Below are 17,937 nucleotides of genomic sequence, written 5' to 3' on the forward strand. Positions count from 1 at the left end.
GATCAGTCACAATGACCAGCTTCGAGAAGCTCCTCGCCGCGACCCAGAGCGAGTTCGACAGCGAGATCGGGCAGAACCCGCTGATCGAGACCGTCCTCAGCGGCCAGATGAAGCGCGAGCACTACGTGGCCTACCTGCGCGAGACCTACCACATGGTCCGCCACACCTCCCGGATGCTCTCGCTGGCCGGAGCCCGGCTCGGCGACGACTACCGCAAGCTTCGCGACTGGTTCTTCGAGCAGGTCCAGGAAGAGAACAACCACGACCTGTTCTGCATCAGGGATCTGGAGAACCTGGGCGAGAACGCCGAAGAAGTCCTGGCGGTTCCGCCGAAGCGTGGGTCGTGGGGGCTGGTCTCCCAGAACTACTACATGGCGACCTACGGAAGCCCGCTCGGCATTCTCGGTGTCGCGAGCCTCACCGAAGGTCTGGGCGCCGACCTCGGCAAATCAATGGCTCAAGTCCTGCGGGAAACATACGGCCTGGAGAAGAACCAGGTCACGTTCATCAAGAGCCATGCCGGGTTCGACGCACGGCACATCGAGGACGTGAAGAGAGCCGTCAACGAACTGCTGCTCAAGGACTCCGATCTGGACGAGGTCATCCACGGCCGCCGGATGACCATCTACTACTACGCCCAGATGTTCCGCGACGTGCTGGCCAGCGCCTAGGCCCCTCTCCGCCCACGCTTCCACGGAACCGAATACGAGGGAGAGCCGCCTTGCCGCTCGAAGCGATCGCCGTCCTGGACGATGGCGACACAACCACCACGACCACCTACGCAGCGGCTCCCAAAGACGAGGAGGTCTTACGGGAACTGCGGCAATACCAGACCCATGAAGTCGCGGGCGCGCAGGAACTCGACGAATACCGCGGTTTCCTCAAGAACGCGCTGAGACCGCTCGGCCTCTACAGTGACGAGTTTCTCCCCGACACCGCGTCCACGTGCTACAAGATCACATTCGACCGCGAACTGGTCGCCATCTTCCGGCTCACCCCGGTGGCGCCGGATTCGCCCCTCGTCCAGATCATCCCCGGCGCCGCTGGAAAGCGCGTCCTCGAAGTGAACAACATCGCGGTCGACAAGGCGTTCCGGGGCGACCTCCTGCTGGGCATCATCCTCCGCAACTGTGCCGTGCTGTCCCACGCGATGGGATTCGACTACGTCGCCGGCGTGATCAGGCAGGAAATCCTCTCGTGGTTCACCGACTTCGGGACGATCCCGATCCGGCACGAGCCCCTGCACCTTCTCGGCGACGACGCCGTCAACGACTTCGTCACCTACTTCAGGACCGACAGCCGAGAATGCGTCGACTACGCGATAACCCGTGGATACCACTATTTCCATCGGAAGGTGACGATGAGAAATATCAAGGCCGATGTGAAGCTCGCCCGCCGGCGCGCGGTGGACGCAGAGCTGGCCCTCCATGGCTGACCCAGAGGCCGCGCGGCAGGACCAGGCCGCCGCCGTCCCCCCATCCGTGCTGCTCCTGGCGCCGCTGCTGCACCTGATGGCGGCGAAGACGCTGTACGCGGCGGCCGAACTCAGAATCGCCGACCTGGTCGCCGCAGGCGCGCACACCACCGACGAGCTGGCGGAACGAACCGGCACCCACGCGCCGTCCCTGCGACGGCTCCTCCTCGCCCTCACCGGACAGGGCGTCCTCACCCAGACCGGGACCGACCGCTTCGACCTCACCGAAATCGGGCAACCGCTCCGCACGGACGCGCCCGACTCGGTACGGGGCGTCCTGCTGATGGGCTGCGGTCCGGAAACCTCGCGGAGCTGGGACCGGCTCGTGCCCAGCCTGCGGACCGGAACCCCGGGCTGGGACCTGGCGCACGGCATGAGCTGGACGGAGTACTACGCCCGCTTCCCCGATCGGGCGGCGATCTTCAACCGTTCGCAGGCGGAGCACACCCGTGACACGGCCCCCGGCGTCCTGGCAGCGGCCGACTTCGCCAGGTTTCGGGAAATCGTGGACATCGGCGGCGGGGACGGCACCCTCCTCACCCACATCCTGCGAGCCCATCCCACCCTTCGGGGCGTGCTCTTCGACGTCCAGACCGGCCTCGCCGACGCCGACGCCACACTGGCCGCCGCCGGGGTCGGGCAGCGGTGCCGCGTAGTCGCCGGCGACTTCTTCGACAAGGTTCCAGAGGGAGCCGACGCCTACCTGCTGAAGGAGATCCTGCACGACTGGGACGACCAGCAATCCATCGCGATTCTCCGCAGCGTCCGCGCCGCCATTCCGCCGGACGGCCGTGTGCTCCTCGTCGAGCGAACGCTTCCGGACAAGGCCGTCGCCGGGTTCAACGAGACCCACTGGTACCTCCGCGACATCCTGATGCTGGTCGTCACGGGCGGACGCGAACGCACCGCGAACGAGTTCCAGCTTCTCCTAGAGACCGCCGGATTCACTTTGGACCGGATATCCGAGCCCATTCCACCATTCGGCTACCGCCTGATCGAAGCCTCACCGACCTGACTTGATCCGCGCGGTCGCCGACGCCACGGCCACTACTCGTCCATCGGGTCCGAGAAGCTCACCGGCAAGAAAGCACACTTCGGCCCCGCGCTGAACAATCCGTCCACGCCCGACAAGGCGTCCCGGGAATGCGGGCCTCAGAAACTGCACATGCAGATCCAGTGTCGGTGCGAACTGTCCCTCATCCAGCGTCGCGACCAAAGCCGGCCCCAACGTGTCATCGAGCATCGCGGCCAGGAACCCGCCCTGGATCACGCCCGCGGGATTCAAGAACTGCTCACCCGCGGCAAAGGCGACCTCGATGGTGCCCGCCTCGGGATCGACCTCGACCAGTTCCCACCCCAACGTCACCGCCGCCGCAGGAGGCGGAACCCGCCCCGCCTGGACGTCCCAGAACACCCCTCGCCTCTGCCGATCCACAGTCACAACCCCGACACTATGGCCCACGCCCCCGGAACGAACAGAGTGCCGGAACTCGGCCTCATGCACGCGATCATCGCCGGTCAAGGTCATGCGGGGTCATTGCGGTTGGCCGGACGGCCACCATTCTCGTGACTGAAACACGTTGGGAATGAGTTGCCGTGGTAGGAACTACGGGTGTCCACGCCATTCAATAGTTCCCCATACCTGGCCACGCCCCCTCCGTCCAAGGGGTGGGGTAAGTGGCGGCTGCTCTACCTGATCTTCCCGGCGTTCATGATCTTCGTCGCCGTCATGATCGTGCGGAGCGTCGTGTTCGGCGGGGAGAAGGCGGGCCCGGAGGGCGAGTTGCTGTGGTGGCTGGACGCCAAGGCGGCGCCTCTGCAGCCGCATGGGCCTACGGGCTGGCCGTCCGGGGACGTGTTCGCGATCGCCGCCGGGCGCCAGGTCACCGGATATGGCATCGCGGACGGGAAGAAGCGGTGGACCGTGCCGCTTCCCGGTGACATCTGCGCCACGTCCACGCAGATGGCGAGTGGACGGGTCGCCGTTCTGCATGGCGGCGGGGGCGACAAGTGCGATCGCGTTCAGGTCGTCGACGTCCAGCATGGGAAGGCGGTGTGGCAGCGGCCGCTGCCGCGCTGGGACTCCAGCGGCACGAAGGCAACGCAGGTGGTCATCGCCAACGGCGCCGTCGCGGTGCAGCGGCAGAACGAGGGGATCAACGCGTTCCGGCTCCGCGACGGCAAGCCCCTCTGGCAGCGCATCGGGCTGTTCGGCGGCTGCCTGTACTCGGCGGTCGGCGGCGGGCAGGCCCTGGTCGCCGAGCAGAAGTGCGGCGGCGGCGCGTCCGGCGCGGTGCAGCTGCTCGGCGCGGCGGACGGACGTCCGCGCTGGACGCGTCCCCTCGGCGACGGCATCGGCGTGACCGGGATCTTCTCGACGAACCCAGTCGTCGTTGGCATCGGCGATGACTTCGACGGGCAGACCACGCAGGTGCTGATGCTCGACAAGTCCGGTGCCCCGGCCGGACGGGTGAAACTGGACAAGTACAGCGGCCAGCGGCCCATCCGCTGCGCGGGCGAAGACGTCACCCGGTGCGACGGCATCGCGCTCAACGGCACGACCGTCTACCTGCGCGCGAAGACCGACGACTTCGGGCCGCAGAAGATCGTCGCCTACGACCTGACCACCGGACGCAGCGTGTGGACGAGCGAGGTCACCGACAAAGCCGAGCTGGTCCCGGTGGGCTTCCACGGCGGGCGGCTCATCGTGTCCCACCCCCCGATCCCGGCGCGCAAGCGCGGCTATTCCGGCGACCCCAGCGCCGTCCTGGCCCTGGACCCGCGCACCGGGAAGTCGACCGAGCTGATGACGATCCCCAAGTCGATGACCGGCATCGGCGCCATGATCCAGAGCGAGGCGAGCCTCCACTGGGCGGACGACCGTTTCATCCTGCTCCGCCACGGCCCGCGCCCCGGCAACGGCCCCGTCCTAGCCGCATTCGGCCTCCCAACGGAGAAGACAACCAAGAAACAATGACACCCCGCCACTGACCCTCCGGCTAGACCATTGCTCGGCGTCAGATGGCGCGGGCCACGATCCGGTGCGCTGTCGAACGATGCCACCAAGGCCCGGACGGGGCGCGGCTCACGAACCGGTCGTAGGCGCGCCACACTTCGCCCATCCCGCCGCGCCCGATCGCCTGGTCGAGCTCGTACCGTTCGCGTTCCCCGAGCAGATCGCCCCGCCGCAACGCCCACCACCTCCGGCCGCCGATCCCGTGCCCGCAGGCAGCGTACCCGCGGCGACCCCGCCCGCAGGCCCAGGTGACGGCTGAGGGTTAGGTGACGAGCGCAGGGTCAGGAGGACGGGCGCAGGGTCAGGGGGACGGGCGGAGGGCGCCGGCGCCTAGTCCTTCGAGGCCGAGGCGCAGGACGTCCGCGCCGAGCTCGCGGGTCTCGCGGAGCGCGGTCTCCAGTTCGGTGAGCTTGCGGAACGCCTTCCCGAGTTCGGCCTGCTCGGCGAGGGTGAGGCGGGGCAGGCGGGCGCGGCGGACGTCGAAGCGGGCCGACGAGGTGGAGCTGCGGAGCCGGGCGCCCTGCGCGCCGAGCAGCAGCCATCCGGCGACGAAGTCGGGATCGGTGCGGGACGGGTCGACACGCACCAGCGCCAGGCCGGGGCCGAGGGCCGCGCCGTCCTCCGCCATGACGCGCGAGACGGGGTGGCGGGCGGCGAGGGAGACGACGACGTCCCCTGCGGCTATCCGCACATGGTCGGGGTCGGGTGCGGCCGTTCCCGTGGCGTCCCTGCCCAGGGCGATGTCTTCGAGGGTCAGGAGAGGGACGGTTCCTTCGCCCATCCTCACCTTGGCGGGGGGACGGAGCACCTGCAGCACGCCCGCCTTGGCGAGTTCACCGACCGTCGTCATGGGAATGTCGTCGCGCGCCTGGGTCTGCGTAAGGGCGGACAGCTCGGCGACCGTCTGCGGCAGTTCCGCCGCCTTCTTCTCCAGGACTTCGCGTGCGGCGCTGAACGATCCCTCCGATGCGGGAGCGCTGCGCTGAGGAAGGTAGCGGGCGGGGGTGAGGTCTACCTCGTCGTCCAGTAGGTCGATGATACGCACGACGACGCTTGAATCCGTCCCGTCGCTCTTGCCTTTGAGGTAGCGGCGGTACGCGTTCAGGGCGACGTTGTGGAAGTTCTCTGGGTCGGCGGAGGTGTCGACCATCAGAACGTCGTCCGCGGGCTGGTCGCCAGGGGACGGACGGCGAAGAACCCACACGGCCAGCGCGACGGCCATATTCGGCACCGCGCCTGGGGGCAGACCGATGACGGCCCGCAGCGTCCCACGGCGGAGCAGTTCTGAGCGGACGCGGCGCCCGGAACGGCGGTTCGCGACGGCCGGGGGCATGAGGATGACGACCGTTCCGCCAGGACGCGCGTGCGCGAGGCCGTGCTGCAGCCACGCCAGTTCCGATTCCATGCGCGGCGGCAGGCCGTACTCCCAGCGCGGGTCGCCGGTCAGTTCCTCGTAGCCCCAGCCCCGGTCGTTGAACGGCGGGTTGGTCGCGACGAGATCTACCGTCCGTCCGGGGAAGGCGTCGGCGCGGAGCGAGTCGCCCGGATGGACCTCGGCGGGGGCGCCGCGCAGCGCGAGCTGGATCGCGGTCATCCGGGCGGTCGTGTCGTCGATCTCCTGCCCGAGGAGCTGCTCGACGTCCGTGAACAGCTCGTTCGCCATGCTCAGGTAGGCGCCGGTGCCGCACGCCGGGTCGAGGACGGTGCGGACGGCACCGCCCCGTCCGCCGGTGGAGCCGCCGAGTTCGAGCATCAGCCGCACGACCGGGTCGGGCGTGAGGTAGACGCGGCGGTTGTGGTGCTCCAGGTAGCGGGTGCGGAGGAACTCGAACGTCTCCGCGACGCCGCGTTCGTCCACCAGATCGGCGAGCGCGTCCGCGATGGGAACGTCGGCCGGGACGCCGTCGGGCACGCCGATCCGGCCGCCGGACGAGAGGGCGCCCGACGGACCGAGGGCGAGGTGTTCCCGGACGGCCTCGGGCAGGACGCCCGCGTCGAGCGCGCCGGACACTACGTCGCGGCGGCCGGGGTTCACGCGTAGATGGAGGAGGAACGCGCCGGCGTAGGTGAGCACGTCCGCGAGTTCGGCGCCCCCGGCGGTCGCCTGGCGGAGGGTCTGCCACACGCGCTCGCGGACGGGCGAGCCGGCCAGCTTGCCCTGGCCGCGGAGCCAGCCTTCCACCTCGGCGAGGGAGAACGTCGGGCTGACCGCCGTCCCGCCGACGGGCTGGGGGAAGTCGTCGTGGCGGCGGCGCCAGTTGCTCACCGCGGCGCGGCCGACCGCGGCCAGGCGCGCGATATCGGCCGCGGTGACCGTCGCGTCGTTCGACACCCGCACTCCCTCCGCCATCCTCCAGCCCCCACCCGCCGCCATTGGAACGACGAGCCCGCTCGGCCCGCCTGAACGCGGACGATCTCACCCTAGCGCCTACCACGGCCGTTGCCCCGGTTGATCTGGTTCACGTCCTCCCCAGGCCCTCCGCCAGCCATCTCTGACATTCACAAATCTTGTAGGTTGATTGTGTTCACAGTCCTGACTGTGGTTTGCTGTGTACATCCATTGAGCCTCCCCCCGGATCGGCGGCATCGCCGCCTGAATTACTGGAGAGCGAAATGAACCACAGCCAGCAAGGGCCGTACGGGCCTCGCCACGTTCCGCCGCAGCCGTTGCCGGCGTTCGCCGTCCCGCCGCAGAAACAGCGCGGAACGAGGCTCAAGGCCATCGAACTGCACGACTCGATGTTCTCCGGCGGCGTCACCGTCCCCCTCGGCGACCGCTGATGCGGGACGACCGGAAGGCCACGCTCGCGGAGGAGCAGCGGGCCGTCGACCACGCCTACGCGTGCTACGAGCGCAGGTTCCGGACGAACCGCGAGTCGGTCCGCCATTCGGACATCACCGACTCCCACGCCGGGACGTCGTTCATCCGGGACGTCGCCCCGGAGGTCAAGTTCGAGGACGACCTGGAAGGCGAGGCGCTCGTCATCGCCCGCGTCGACGCCACCGAGAACGGAGGCGGCGCGGCCGGGAACGGAGGCGGCGCGGCCGGGAACGGAGGCGGCGCGGCCGGGACGTGGTATATCGGGCGGCGCAACGTCCGGGACGAGGCGTACGACACGATCGTCGTCAGCTGGCAGGCGCCGCAGGCGATCGAGTGGATGCGGCGGCGGCCGGACGACCCGGGCGGGATCACGCTGCGCCGCCGCCTCCGCTGCGACCGCGACCGGGTCAAGGACTTCCGCGACGAGATCAGGGTGCGGCCGCCGAACGTCCCGCAAACGGAGACGCAGACGCAAACGGAAACGGGGTCGCCCAGGCCGCCGTCGCCCGCCGAGGGCCTGAAGGACTTCCTCCTCGAAGACCTGGAGCGGGCCCGGGACGGGCAGATGCGCGACATCGTCGAGACGATCCAGCGGGAGCAGATCCTGCTGGTGTCGGACGAGCGCAAGGGCGTCCTCGTGGTGCAGGGCGGTCCCGGGACGGGGAAGACGGCCGTCGGGCTGCACCGCATGTCGTGGCTGCTCTACAACAAGGTCTTCAAGACGGGCGAGGTCCTGGTCGTCGGCCCGCATCCGGGGTTCCTCCGTTACGTCCGCGGCGTCCTCCCGCGTCTGGGCGGCCACGATGTGACGGCGGTGGAGCTGGACCGGCTCTGGGACGCCCCTCGCGGCGCCGACACTCCGCCCGCACGGCTGGTCAAATCGGACATCCGGATGGCGGAGGTCCTGCGCCGCGCCGTGGACGGGATCCCGCACCACCGCGTCATCGGCCAGATGCGCGACGACACGTTCACGCTCAACTTCGAGGGCGTCCGCCTGTCGGTCCCAGGTGAAACACTGCGCACGTTCGCGGAGGGCGACGACGACGCGCCGTTCGCGTCCCGCAGACGCGCGTTCGCCGCCCGCCTCGTCGATCACCTGCTGCGCCTGCACGCCGCCGAGACGCCGCGCCGCGCCGACGAGGGCCTGCGCGGCAGGCTGTCCCGGGACCCGCGCGTGGTCGGGCTGGTGAACACCGTCTGGCCGAACGTCACCGCCGAGAGCGTCCTGCGGAACCTGCTCGGCGACCCCGGCGTCCTGCGGCAGGCCGCCGGCGGGGCGCTCACCGCCGACGAGCGGGCGGCGATCGCGCGGCCGCCCGCCGCGCGCGTCGGCGAGGAGCCGTGGTCGCCCGATGACAGGGTCTGCCTGGAGGAACTGCGCGTCCTGCTGACCGGCGAGGGCCCGCCGCGCTACCGGCACATCATGGTGGACGAGGCGCAGGATCTCACGCCGATGCAGGCCAGGTCGCTGGCGCGGCGCTGCCCGTCCGGGTCCATGACCGTCCTCGGCGATCTCGCGCAGGCGACGGGCGACCGCGCCTACCCGGACTGGTCGGTGCTCGGCGGGATCCTCGCGGGCCGCGACGGCTGGCATCTGGAGGAGTTGACGGTCGGCTACCGCGTCCCGCGCGAGGTCATGGACTTCACCGAGGTCCTGGGCCGCTCCGTCTCGCCGCGGACCCCGTTCCCCCGCTCGATCCGCCCGGTGGGCCCGGACGCGATCACCCTCGTCCCGGTGCGCACCGCATCCCTCCGGGACGAGGCGGCCGCACGGGCGCGCGCGCTCGTCTCCCCCGCCGACGACCGTTCCGTCGCGGTGATCGTCCCGGACGCGCTGAGCGCCGACGTCCCGGCGATCCGCGCGGGCATCCCGGACGACGGCCGCGCCACCGTGATCCTCGCGGCGGAGTCCAAGGGCCTGGAGTTCGACCATGTCGTGCTGGTCGAGCCCGCCGAGATCGCGTCCCGGACCCCCGGCGGCCACGGCCTTCTCTACGTCGCGATCACCCGCTGCACCAGGTCGCTGACCATCGTCCACGCGGCCCCCATCCCTCGGGCGCTGCGTCCGGGCTCCGACGACTCAGAGGAAGACGACCACGTGATCGACGCACCCGCACCCGCCGGCGAGGCCCCATCGGGTTTCGGCGCGTTCATCGCCGACCTGGAGTCCACGGTGCGGGAGGAGCGCCGCAGCACCGTCCACGAAGGCGTCCGGTACGCCCTGATCTCCGAGTTGTACGGCGCCGGGCTCGTCCCCACAGTGGACTCCCCCACGGCCGACGTGATCTGCGCCGGGGCCGACGGGCGGATCCTGTACGAGGTGCTCGGCGAGGACGGGAGCACGTACCGCCGCATGCGGGACGCCGTGCTCCGCCTCCTGGAGATTCAGCACGCCGAGGGAGAACCCGCGAAGCACCGCTTCATCGTCCTGCCGGAGCCCCCGGCGGAACCGTGGGCGCCGGACGTCCTCGCCGAGGCGTTCGGCATGTCCGTGATCTGGCGCGCGGACGGCGCCTGGGCAGGCCGCAACCTGAACCTGGCCCTGGGGCGCCAGACACTGGAATAGATGATTCCGTTCTGCTAATCTGAGAACAGAACGATCCGTTCCGAAAGCCCACGGAGGAAGCGCCATGACCGGCTCCAGCGATATCCGCCCGTTCCGCATCGACGTCCCCGAGGCCGACCTCCAGGACCTCCGCGACCGGCTCGCCCGCACCCGCTGGGGCGCGACCCTCCCCGGCGCGGCATGGGAGCGCGGCGTGGCCGCCGACTACCTGCGCGAACTCGCCGAGTACTGGCGCACCTCCTACGACTGGCGCGTCCACGAGGCGGAGCTGAACAAGATCCCGCAGTTCGTCACCGAGATCGACGGGCAGACCGTCCACTTCCTGCACGTCCGCTCGCCCGAGCCGGACGCGCTGCCGCTGCTGCTGTGCCACGGCTGGCCCGGCTCGGTCGTCGAGTTCCTCGACATGATCGGCCCGCTCACCGACCCCGCCGCGCACGGCGGCGACCCCGCCGACGCGTTCCACGTCGTGATCCCCTCCATGCCGGGCTTCGGTTTCTCCGGCCCGCCCCGCGAGCCCGGCTGGAACACCGGCCGCGTCGCCCGCGCGTACGCCACGCTGATGAACCGGCTGGGCTACGACCGCTACGGGACGCAGGGCGGCGACATGGGCGCCTTCGTCGCACCTGAACTGGGCCGTATCGACACCGAGCACGTCGTCGGCGTCCACGTGAACGCCGCCACCTACGGCTTCATCCCGTACGGCGAGGTGTCCGACGAGGAGAAGGCCGCCCTCGACGACCGCGAGCGCGCCCGGCTGGACCGGCTCGCGAACTGGACCGAGAACGGCAGCGCGTACTTCCAGATCCAGGCGACCCGCCCGCAGACCCTCGCCTACGGCCTCACCGACTCACCCGTCGGCCAGCTCGCCTGGATCGTCGAGAAGTTCAAGGAGTGGACGTACCCGTCCGGCGACCTCCCGGAGACCGCCGTCGACCGCGACCGGATGCTCACCGACGTCATGCTCTACTGGCTCACCGACACCATCGGCTCGTCCGCCAACATCTACTACGAGAACATGCACATGTCCGGCGGCTGGAACACCGAGCCCCCGACGACCCCGACCGGCGTCGCCGCCTTCGCCGAGGACATCGCCATCCGCCGCTACGCCGAGCAGGGCAACAACATCGTCCACTGGTCCGACTTCGACGAGGGCGGCCACTTCGCCGCCCTGGAACGCCCCGACCTCCTCACCACCGACCTCCGCACCTTCTACCGCCCCCTCCGCTGACCCACCCAGCTGGTCGACGGTCTTGAGGCGGGCGCCCGATCCGCCCACCTCAAGACCGGACGCAACTCGGCTACGCCGGGTCGTGTTCTCCATGCTTGATCCGGTCGACCAAGACGGCGAACGCCGCAGGGCTCACGTCGAGGCGTTCGCCAGACGGGTTTTTGGAGTCCCTGATTGCGATGCCGCCGATCAGGTCGCCGACCTCGACGCACACCTCGTCGGTCGAGCTACCGCTGTACGAGCTCTTGCGCCAGTTGATCTTCATTCGCCACCTCCGGCAAACGATTACGGCAGGTCCAGCGCGTCTCGCTTGATTCGTCCCACTAGAACGGCGAACGCCGCAGTGCTCACTTCTAGGCGCTCACCGGACGGGTTCTTGGAGTCTCTGATTCCTACGCCGCTGATCAAGTCGCCGACCTCGACGCACATCTCGTCGGTGGCGGCACCGCTGTACGAGCTCTTGCGCCAGCTGATCGTCATGCGAACTCCTTCATGATCTCTTCGATCAGGGCTCGGGAATCGCCTTCGGACGAGGCTTTTGCCCCGATCAGCTCGAAGTCTATGGCGATCTCGCGAACCTCCGTGGAGTCCTGGACCAGCCGGCCACCGTGGAACGCACTGGTGTACGCGACGTCTCTGCGCTCCAGGGTCATGACCTGGAACGGCCCGTTCAGCCCGAGGTGAAAGCCGACCGATCGGGCGATGACCCGGATGCTTATCTCCGGACGCTCTCCCAACTCCAGCAGGCGCTGGAGCTGGGCCTTCATGATGTGGGGTCCTCCCACCGGACGATCCAGCGCGTCCTGGTCGAGGAGGACCATGATCAGCGGGGTGTCCTCTCTGCCGATGATCAGCTCCTGTCGCGCCATGCGACTCATGAGCGCCTTCTCGACGTCGTTGACGCGCGCCATCGAAAGGCCGGCGCGAGCGTAGTCCTCCGTCTGGAGCGGCACGGGGATGAGCTGGGCCTGGTAGATGCGGAGCATCTTGGCCTTGACCTCGTACTCGACGCTCTGGCGGAACCAGTCGGGGCTGTGCAGCGATCAGGCGAAGCCGAGCAGGCGCTCGAAGTGGCCGCCCGTCTGCCACGCCTTGTCGAGGGACCTGGCCTGGTCCAGGTCGATGCAGGCCCGGCCCGCCTCCAGGTTGGAAACGTGGGACCGGACGCAGTTGATGATCCTGCCCACCTGGGTACCGGTGAGCCCTCGCTTCTGGCGGTAAAACCGCAGGTCATAGGCCAGCCACGCGTAGAGCGAGGACGCCGGATCGATCTCGTCCGCAACACTCATCGACATCTCCCGGGGGTTGAGATGTTTACGAATACAGCCCACTCTAGTCACCGATGGTGATCCTGGAGGCACGAACCGTAAAACTCTCCAGGAAGGGCGGGGCGAGCGATGATCGCGACGCCGGACTGCCTGCTGGTCCCGATGCCGGCCTCGACGGCCGCGCCGGGCATGGCACGCCAGCTCACCCAAACGCGCTTGTACATGTGGGGTTATGAGCACATTTCGGACGATGTATTCCTAATCGCCACGGAATTGGTCACCAACGCCGTGGCCGCCACGCCCGGCAAGGGGATCAAGTACCAGTGCAGCCGCGACAGCGCCGGTGTCCTCATCGCCGTGTGGGACTCCAGTCCGGACGTTCCGCGCCCCCGCCCGGTGATTGAGATGACGATCGACACCCTCGACGTGTCCGAGGAAGGGTGGGACGACAACGGCGGCAGGGGGCTCCCCATCGTCGCGGCTCTCGCCGTCGAGTACGGCCACACGCTCGACCCGTCCAACGGCAAATGGGTCTGGGCTCGTCTCAAGCCGTGACCGCGTCGGCCGGGCAAGGCACCCATACGCAGTCGCGGGGCGGCCGCTCGCTCCCGCCGCTGCGTATGGGTGCTTTGACCTGCTTGTTTATCAGGCGTTCTCGCGCTTGCCGAGCAGTGCTCCCACGAATCGGAAGAGCATCAGGACCGGCAGGATGAATGCGTAGAAGAACAGGGTGTACTCACCGCCGTCGAAGATGAAGCCGAGATAGACGGCGTATCCGAGGAAGCTCACGCCGACCGCGGCGGTGAGCAGCCTCGCGCCTATGCCTTGACCGCCTCCGATGGCCGCCATGATGAGCATGGCGACGCTGGACACCATCAACAAGACGACGTACCACGAGAAAGTGGCGTCGGCACTGAAATCGATATTCACGATACCTCTCCGCGTGTCCGGGATTAAAGCTGGACGATCATAGCGGGAGGAGAATGGTGAATCCACGGGTGTCCTGAATAGGCCAGCGCGAGATTGTCGCGCGGCCGGCTCCGCACTCAGAGTAATCATTATTGGCTCGGCCATTTCGTCGCGGCGGTGTCCGGCGCGGCGGACCAACGGCAACCGGGGGACGGTGTCGTGCGTCCCATCTAGGTCTGGTTCGTGGGGTTATGGGGCGGAACGAGAGGAATGTTGGGTGCCGGTGGCCGGGGACGCGCTGACGCGGGAGCGGATCGGGCATCTGTACGACTACCTGAGCGCGCTCGCGCAGGAGATCTACGCCAAGCCCGTCCGGCATGTCGGGGAGCATGACGTCGCCGTGTCGCCGGACGAGCTGCCGCCCCACCCCGCGGTGCGCGTCGGGACGGCGGCCGGGGACGCGTGGTTGCGGGTCGGAAAGGTGCCGAAGCCGCTGCCGCCTGCGCTTCCCCTTGAGCTGCGCGAGCTGTTTCGCGGGGTCGTGCGGGACGATCCGTACGTCCCGCCGGAAGCTCCGGACGATCTCGTCTCGGACGACGATCACGCGCTCGCCGCGTTCGAGCGGTGGCGGGAAAGTGTGTGGGCGCCTTGGGCGGAAATCGCGCGGGACGCTCTTGCGGCGCGGCGGCTCTACGAGACGTTGTTTCGGCTCCGGCAGCGGATGCGGACGGACGAGGCCACCCATGAATTGGTGTGGGGCCACGGCGTCATCGGCTGGAAGCAGGGCGGGCACCGTGTTTGCCATCCGCTGCTGATCACGCGGGCGCGGATCGCGTTCGACGAGCGGTCCGGCGAGATCTCGATCGTCCCGGACGGGCTGCCCGCGCTGGAGCTGGACTGCCTCCAGGGCCTTGGCGTCGCCGGGCTCGACCAGCTCAATCCGGTCGTGGAGCAGGTGAGGGACAAGGCCGTCGACCCCTGGGCGGCGGACGAGACGCGCCGGCTGTACCGGCGGATCCTCGCGCCGCTCGGGCTGGACGACCGGCTCGACGAGGGCCCGGGGCTGCCGGAGGCCGGGGCGGCGCCGGTCATCGCGGCGACGTGGCGGCTGTTCGTCCGCAGGCGCAGGGTGATGTTCCTGCGGTTCTTCGAGCAGCTCAAGGCCGCGGTCGGGGACGGGGAGCGGCTGCCCGCCCCGATGGTGGCGCTCGCCGCCGGGGAGGACGCGGCGCGGGAGGCCGTCGCGGCCGGAGACGCGGATTGGGCGCCGGTCGCCGAGCGTCTGCTGCTGCCTCTCGCCGCGAACGACGAGCAGGAGCAGATCGCCCGCAAACTCGCCCGGCACAGCGGCGTGACCGTGCAGGGCCCGCCCGGCACCGGCAAGAGCCACACTATCGCCAACCTCGTCTCGCATCTCGTCGCGCACGGCAAGCGGGTGCTGGTCACGGCGCACAAGGATCAGGCGCTCGCCGTCCTGCGGGAGAAGATCCCGGCGGAGCTGCGGGATCTGTCGCTGGCGGTGCTGGGGGCGTCGTCGGCGGATCTCACGGAGTTGCAGCGGTCCGTGCAGGCGATCACGGCGGCGGCCGACGGCGTTGACGAAGAGCGGGAGGAGCGGGCCACGGCCGCGCTCCGGGACAGGCTCGACCAGGTGCGGGGGGACGTGGCGCTGCTGCGCAAGCGGCTCCGCGAGTCGCTGGCGCGCGAGCAGGAGAGCCTGGAGATCGGCGGGTTCCGGCGGACGGCGGCGGAGGTCGCCGAATGGCTGGCCGAGCACGAAGGCGAGCTCGGACACGTCCCGGATCCGCTGACGACCGCGTCCGAATGCCCCCTTGACGTGCGCGAACTCACCGAGCTTCACACGCTCGCCGCCGGGATCGGGCGGCAGGACGCGGTCGCCGCGATGCTCGACCTGCCGCCCGCCCGGCGGCTCCCCGCCAGCGCCGACCTCACGGCGCGGTGGGACGAGCTGCGCAGGCTCGGCGAGATCCTGGCCGGGCTCCAGGAGCACGGCGCCGACCTCGGCCGCGTCGACGGCGTCGGGCCGGAAGAGCCGGCGGCGCTGGCCGACGAGTGCGGGCACGCCGCCCGGACGCTCGCCGCGCTGCGGGAGCCGTGGGTGGCGCGGCTCCGGGAACAGGTCGTCCAGAATCCGCGGTGGCGGGAGCTGTGGGCCGGGCACGCGCGGCGGCTGTCCGAGGACACCGCGGAGTGCGGGCGGCTCCGCGCCACGATCGCCGGGTCGCTGATCGAGCTGTCGGCCGCGCCCTACCGGGAGACGCTCGCGCTGCTGGAGCAGGCGCGGGCGCGGTTCGCCCAGGGCAAGCGGGTGTCGCCGCTGGTGCAGCGCGGGCTCGCCCAGTTCCTCAAGACGACGCTGCTGGACGGCGAGCCGCCGCGGACGGCCGCCGACATCGACAAGATCGCCGCGTTCGCGGAGCTGCGCAGGCGGCGGGAGACGGCCGTCCGGCTGTGGTACGAGGAGCTGGTCGCGGCGCTCGGCGCGCCCGTCCCGCCGGGCGAAGGGGCGGTGGAGGTCTGGATCGACGCGGAGGCGCAGAAGATCCATGCCGCGCTGGCCTGGGAGACCGATCAGTGGCCGCGGCTGCGTTCGCGGCTGGCGCGGGTGATCGCGGACGAGGCGGTTCCGGCGCGTCCCGTCCCGGACGATCTGCACCGGTTCGCCACCGTCCTCGGCGGGTTGCAGGCGCGGGTCCGGCAGCGGCAGGTGCATGCGGATTTCGACTCGCTGGCCGCTTTCCTCGGGGAGGCTCGCGGGCGGGACGGCGCCAGTCCCCTCTGGACCGACCTGGTGAACGCGCTGGAACGCCACGACGCCGACGCCTGGGACGCCGCGCTCGCCGACGCGTCACGGCTGGCCGCGTTGCATCCCCGGGTGGAGCGGCTCAACGACCTGCACGGACGGCTCGCCGCCGTCGCGCCGCGGTGGGCGCGGCGCATCCTGGACACCGGCGGCGACGGCTGCGGCGACCCGTCCCGGCTCGGTTCGCTGTGGCGGTGGCGGCAGGCCGAGACCTGGCTCCGCGCGATCATCGACGCCGACGACCTCGGGCAGGTGCAGCGGCGGCTGGACGAGGTCCGGGAGGAGCAGCGCCGCCTGACCCTGGAGCTGACGCGGCGGTCCGCGTGGCTCGCGATGAAGCGGGGCCTCGGGCACGCGCAGCGGCAGGCCCTGGTGGGCTGGCTGCAGACGCTCCGCAAGATCGGCAAGGGCACGGGCGTCAACGCGAACAAGTGGCGCGCGGAGGCGCGGCGGCTGATGCCGGAGGCGATGGGCGCGGTGCCGGTGTGGATCATGCCGTACTACCGGGTGGCGGAGTCGTTCGACCCCTCCGTCGCTCCCCCGTTCGACGTCGTCATCGTGGACGAGAGCAGCCAGTGCGACGTGTTCGCCATCGGGCTGCTCGGCCTCGGCCACAAGGTCGTGGTGGTGGGCGACGACAAGCAGATCAGCCCGTCCGCCGTGGGCGTCCGCCGCGACCGGGTGGACGAGCTGATCCGCACCCACCTGCCGAGCTTCCCCAACGCGATGCTGCTGGACATGGAGTCGAGCCTCTACGACGCGTCCGCGCGGCTGTTCCCGGGCGTGGTGCGGCTGCGGGAACACTTCCGCTGCCTGCCGCGCATCATCGAGTTCTCCTCGCAGCACTACTACGGCGGCGAGATCCAGCCGCTGCGGGAGGAGTCCGCGTCCCGGCTGCCGGGGCCCGCCGTCCGGGCCGTGCACGTTCCGGACGGCGTCCGCCGCGACCTGCCGATCGGGAACGTCAACGAGGCGGAGGCGGACGCGGTCGTCGACCAGGTCGTGCAGTGCTGCGCCGACCCCGCCTACGACGGCCGGACGATGGGCGTCATCTCCCTGCTCGGGACGAGCCGCCAGGCGCAGCTCATCGACGAGCGGCTGCTGGGCAAGCTCGGCCCGGAGGAGTACGAGCGCCGCCTGCTGCGCTGCGGCGACTCCTACAGCTTCCAGGGCGACGAGCGCGACGTCGTCTTCATCAGCGTCGTGTCGGACGGGGAGGGCGCACCGTTCACGGCCCGGCGGTACGAGCAGCGGATCAACGTCGCCGCCAGCCGCGCCCGCGACCAGATGTGGGTGTTCCACAGCGTTCTGCCGCACCGGCTGCACCCCGAGGACCAGCGGGCCCGGCTCATCCGGTACGCCGCCGACGGGCAGCGCTCCGCCGACCTCGCCCGCGACCTGGAGGCCCGCTGCGACTCGGAGTTCGAGCGGCGCGTCCTGCGCATGCTGCTGGGGCGCGGCTACCTCGTCACGCCGCAGCACCCCGTGGGGAACCTGCGCATCGACCTGGTCGTGCGCGGCGGCGGCCACAAGCTCGCGATCGAGTGCGACGGCGACAAGTTCCACGGCCCGGACCAGTGGGAGGACGATCTGCGCCGCCAGGCCGTCCTGGAGCGGCTCGGCTGGCGGTTCTGGCGCGTCCGCGGCAGCGTCTTCCACCGCGACCCGGACGCCGCGATGTCCCCGCTCTGGCCGCTGCTCGGCTCGCTCGGCATCACGCCCGGCCGTCCGGCCGGAACAGGCCGCTGAACGAGGCGTATGCCATAGAAGAACGCCGCCCCGCCGGTGATGCTGTGTCCTGAGACGCGCCGTGGTCCTGAGACGCGCC

General features: G+C 70.1%; 17 protein-coding genes. 9 read left to right on the plus strand and 8 right to left on the minus strand.

The genetic code is table 11. The annotated features are described in order from the left end of the window. Window positions 1–11 precede the first annotated feature (11 nt). Genes ACH35V_RS31300 through ACH35V_RS31310 form a run of 3 tightly spaced genes read left to right on the plus strand, consistent with a single transcriptional unit; the run spans window position 12 to window position 2,489 of the window. On the plus strand, window positions 12–671 hold the full coding sequence (locus ACH35V_RS31300) for a TenA family transcriptional regulator (RefSeq protein ID WP_395977875.1): 660 nt from the start codon (window positions 12–14) through the stop codon (window positions 669–671). Window positions 672–721: 50 nt separating this feature from the next. Further along, window positions 722–1,435 carry a hypothetical protein gene (locus ACH35V_RS31305; RefSeq protein WP_395977877.1) on the plus strand — a complete coding sequence of 238 codons (714 nt, stop codon included), beginning with the start codon at window positions 722–724 and terminating at the stop codon, window positions 1,433–1,435. After that, the gene (locus tag ACH35V_RS31310) at window positions 1,428–2,489 is read left to right on the plus strand and encodes a methyltransferase (protein WP_395977879.1); all 1,062 of its coding nucleotides are present in this window, start codon (window positions 1,428–1,430) and stop codon (window positions 2,487–2,489) included. Before ACH35V_RS31305 ends, ACH35V_RS31310 begins: the two co-directional genes overlap by 8 nt. On the opposite strand, the gene ACH35V_RS31315 is transcribed toward ACH35V_RS31310, so the two are convergent. Beyond that, a complete protein-coding gene (locus ACH35V_RS31315; RefSeq protein WP_395977881.1) occupies window positions 2,478–3,002 on the minus strand; it encodes a PaaI family thioesterase in 525 nt (174 codons plus the stop codon). The genes ACH35V_RS31310 and ACH35V_RS31315 overlap by 12 nt on opposite strands. Window positions 3,003–3,086: 84 nt before the next feature. On the opposite strand from ACH35V_RS31315, the gene ACH35V_RS31320 reads away from it, so the two are divergent. After that, a complete protein-coding gene (locus tag ACH35V_RS31320; protein ID WP_395977883.1) occupies window positions 3,087–4,451 on the plus strand; it encodes a PQQ-binding-like beta-propeller repeat protein in 1,365 nt (454 codons plus the stop codon). Window positions 4,452–4,491: 40 nt separating this feature from the next. On the opposite strand, the gene ACH35V_RS31325 is transcribed toward ACH35V_RS31320, so the two are convergent. Both ACH35V_RS31325 and ACH35V_RS31330 read right to left on the minus strand, forming a co-directional pair. Then, entirely contained in the window at window positions 4,492–4,665 is a 174-nt protein-coding gene (locus ACH35V_RS31325) for a hypothetical protein (RefSeq protein ID WP_395977885.1), read from the minus strand. A gap of 126 nt (window positions 4,666–4,791) precedes the next feature. After that, window positions 4,792–6,822: an N-6 DNA methylase gene (locus ACH35V_RS31330; RefSeq protein ID WP_395977887.1), complete on the minus strand. Its 2,031-nt coding sequence runs from the start codon at window positions 6,820–6,822 to the stop codon at window positions 4,792–4,794. 281 nt (window positions 6,823–7,103) lie between these two features. Here ACH35V_RS31330 and ACH35V_RS31335 point away from each other — a divergent pair, with 281 nt between their 5' ends. The 3 genes from ACH35V_RS31335 to ACH35V_RS31345 all read left to right on the plus strand — a co-directional run bounded on the left by ACH35V_RS31335 (window position 7,104) and on the right by ACH35V_RS31345 (window position 11,108). Further along, entirely contained in the window at window positions 7,104–7,271 is a 168-nt protein-coding gene (locus tag ACH35V_RS31335) for a hypothetical protein (protein ID WP_395977889.1), read from the plus strand. Then, window positions 7,271–9,877, plus strand: a complete 2,607-nt coding sequence (locus ACH35V_RS31340; protein WP_395977891.1) for a HelD family protein — start codon at window positions 7,271–7,273, stop codon at window positions 9,875–9,877. The genes ACH35V_RS31335 and ACH35V_RS31340 overlap by 1 nt, the downstream gene beginning before the upstream one ends. A 64-nt stretch (window positions 9,878–9,941) precedes the next feature. After that, the gene (locus ACH35V_RS31345) at window positions 9,942–11,108 is read left to right on the plus strand and encodes an epoxide hydrolase family protein (protein WP_395977893.1); all 1,167 of its coding nucleotides are present in this window, start codon (window positions 9,942–9,944) and stop codon (window positions 11,106–11,108) included. A 70-nt stretch (window positions 11,109–11,178) separates the two neighbouring features. On the opposite strand, the gene ACH35V_RS31350 is transcribed toward ACH35V_RS31345, so the two are convergent. Genes ACH35V_RS31350 through ACH35V_RS31365 form a run of 4 tightly spaced genes read right to left on the minus strand, consistent with a single transcriptional unit; the run spans window position 11,179 to window position 12,397 of the window. Further along, window positions 11,179–11,373: a DUF397 domain-containing protein gene (locus ACH35V_RS31350; RefSeq protein WP_395977895.1), complete on the minus strand. Its 195-nt coding sequence runs from the start codon at window positions 11,371–11,373 to the stop codon at window positions 11,179–11,181. 20 nt (window positions 11,374–11,393) lie between these two features. Beyond that, window positions 11,394–11,588 carry a DUF397 domain-containing protein gene (locus ACH35V_RS31355; protein ID WP_395977897.1) on the minus strand — a complete coding sequence of 65 codons (195 nt, stop codon included), beginning with the start codon at window positions 11,586–11,588 and terminating at the stop codon, window positions 11,394–11,396. Further along, window positions 11,585–12,148 carry a DUF5753 domain-containing protein gene (locus ACH35V_RS31360; RefSeq protein WP_395978278.1) on the minus strand — a complete coding sequence of 188 codons (564 nt, stop codon included), beginning with the start codon at window positions 12,146–12,148 and terminating at the stop codon, window positions 11,585–11,587. Before ACH35V_RS31360 ends, ACH35V_RS31355 begins: the two co-directional genes overlap by 4 nt. 3 nt (window positions 12,149–12,151) lie before the next feature. Beyond that, entirely contained in the window at window positions 12,152–12,397 is a 246-nt protein-coding gene (locus ACH35V_RS31365; RefSeq protein WP_395977899.1) for a helix-turn-helix domain-containing protein, read from the minus strand. Between the two features lie 108 nt (window positions 12,398–12,505). Between ACH35V_RS31365 and ACH35V_RS31370 the strand changes: the two genes are divergently transcribed. Further along, window positions 12,506–12,931, plus strand: a complete 426-nt coding sequence (locus ACH35V_RS31370) for an ATP-binding protein (protein ID WP_395977901.1) — start codon at window positions 12,506–12,508, stop codon at window positions 12,929–12,931. A gap of 90 nt (window positions 12,932–13,021) precedes the next feature. Here ACH35V_RS31370 and ACH35V_RS31375 read toward each other — a convergent pair whose 3' ends face one another. Further along, a complete protein-coding gene (locus tag ACH35V_RS31375; RefSeq protein WP_395977903.1) occupies window positions 13,022–13,306 on the minus strand; it encodes a hypothetical protein in 285 nt (94 codons plus the stop codon). A 256-nt stretch (window positions 13,307–13,562) separates the two neighbouring features. Between ACH35V_RS31375 and ACH35V_RS31380 the strand changes: the two genes are divergently transcribed. Continuing rightward, window positions 13,563–17,858 carry an AAA domain-containing protein gene (locus tag ACH35V_RS31380; protein ID WP_395977905.1) on the plus strand — a complete coding sequence of 1,432 codons (4,296 nt, stop codon included), beginning with the start codon at window positions 13,563–13,565 and terminating at the stop codon, window positions 17,856–17,858. Window positions 17,859–17,937: the final 79 nt, after the last annotated feature.

Origin of the sequence: Actinomadura sp. 1N219, from assembly GCF_044326405.1 — a bacterium.
Taxonomy (GTDB): Bacteria; Actinomycetota; Actinomycetes; order Streptosporangiales; family Streptosporangiaceae; genus Spirillospora.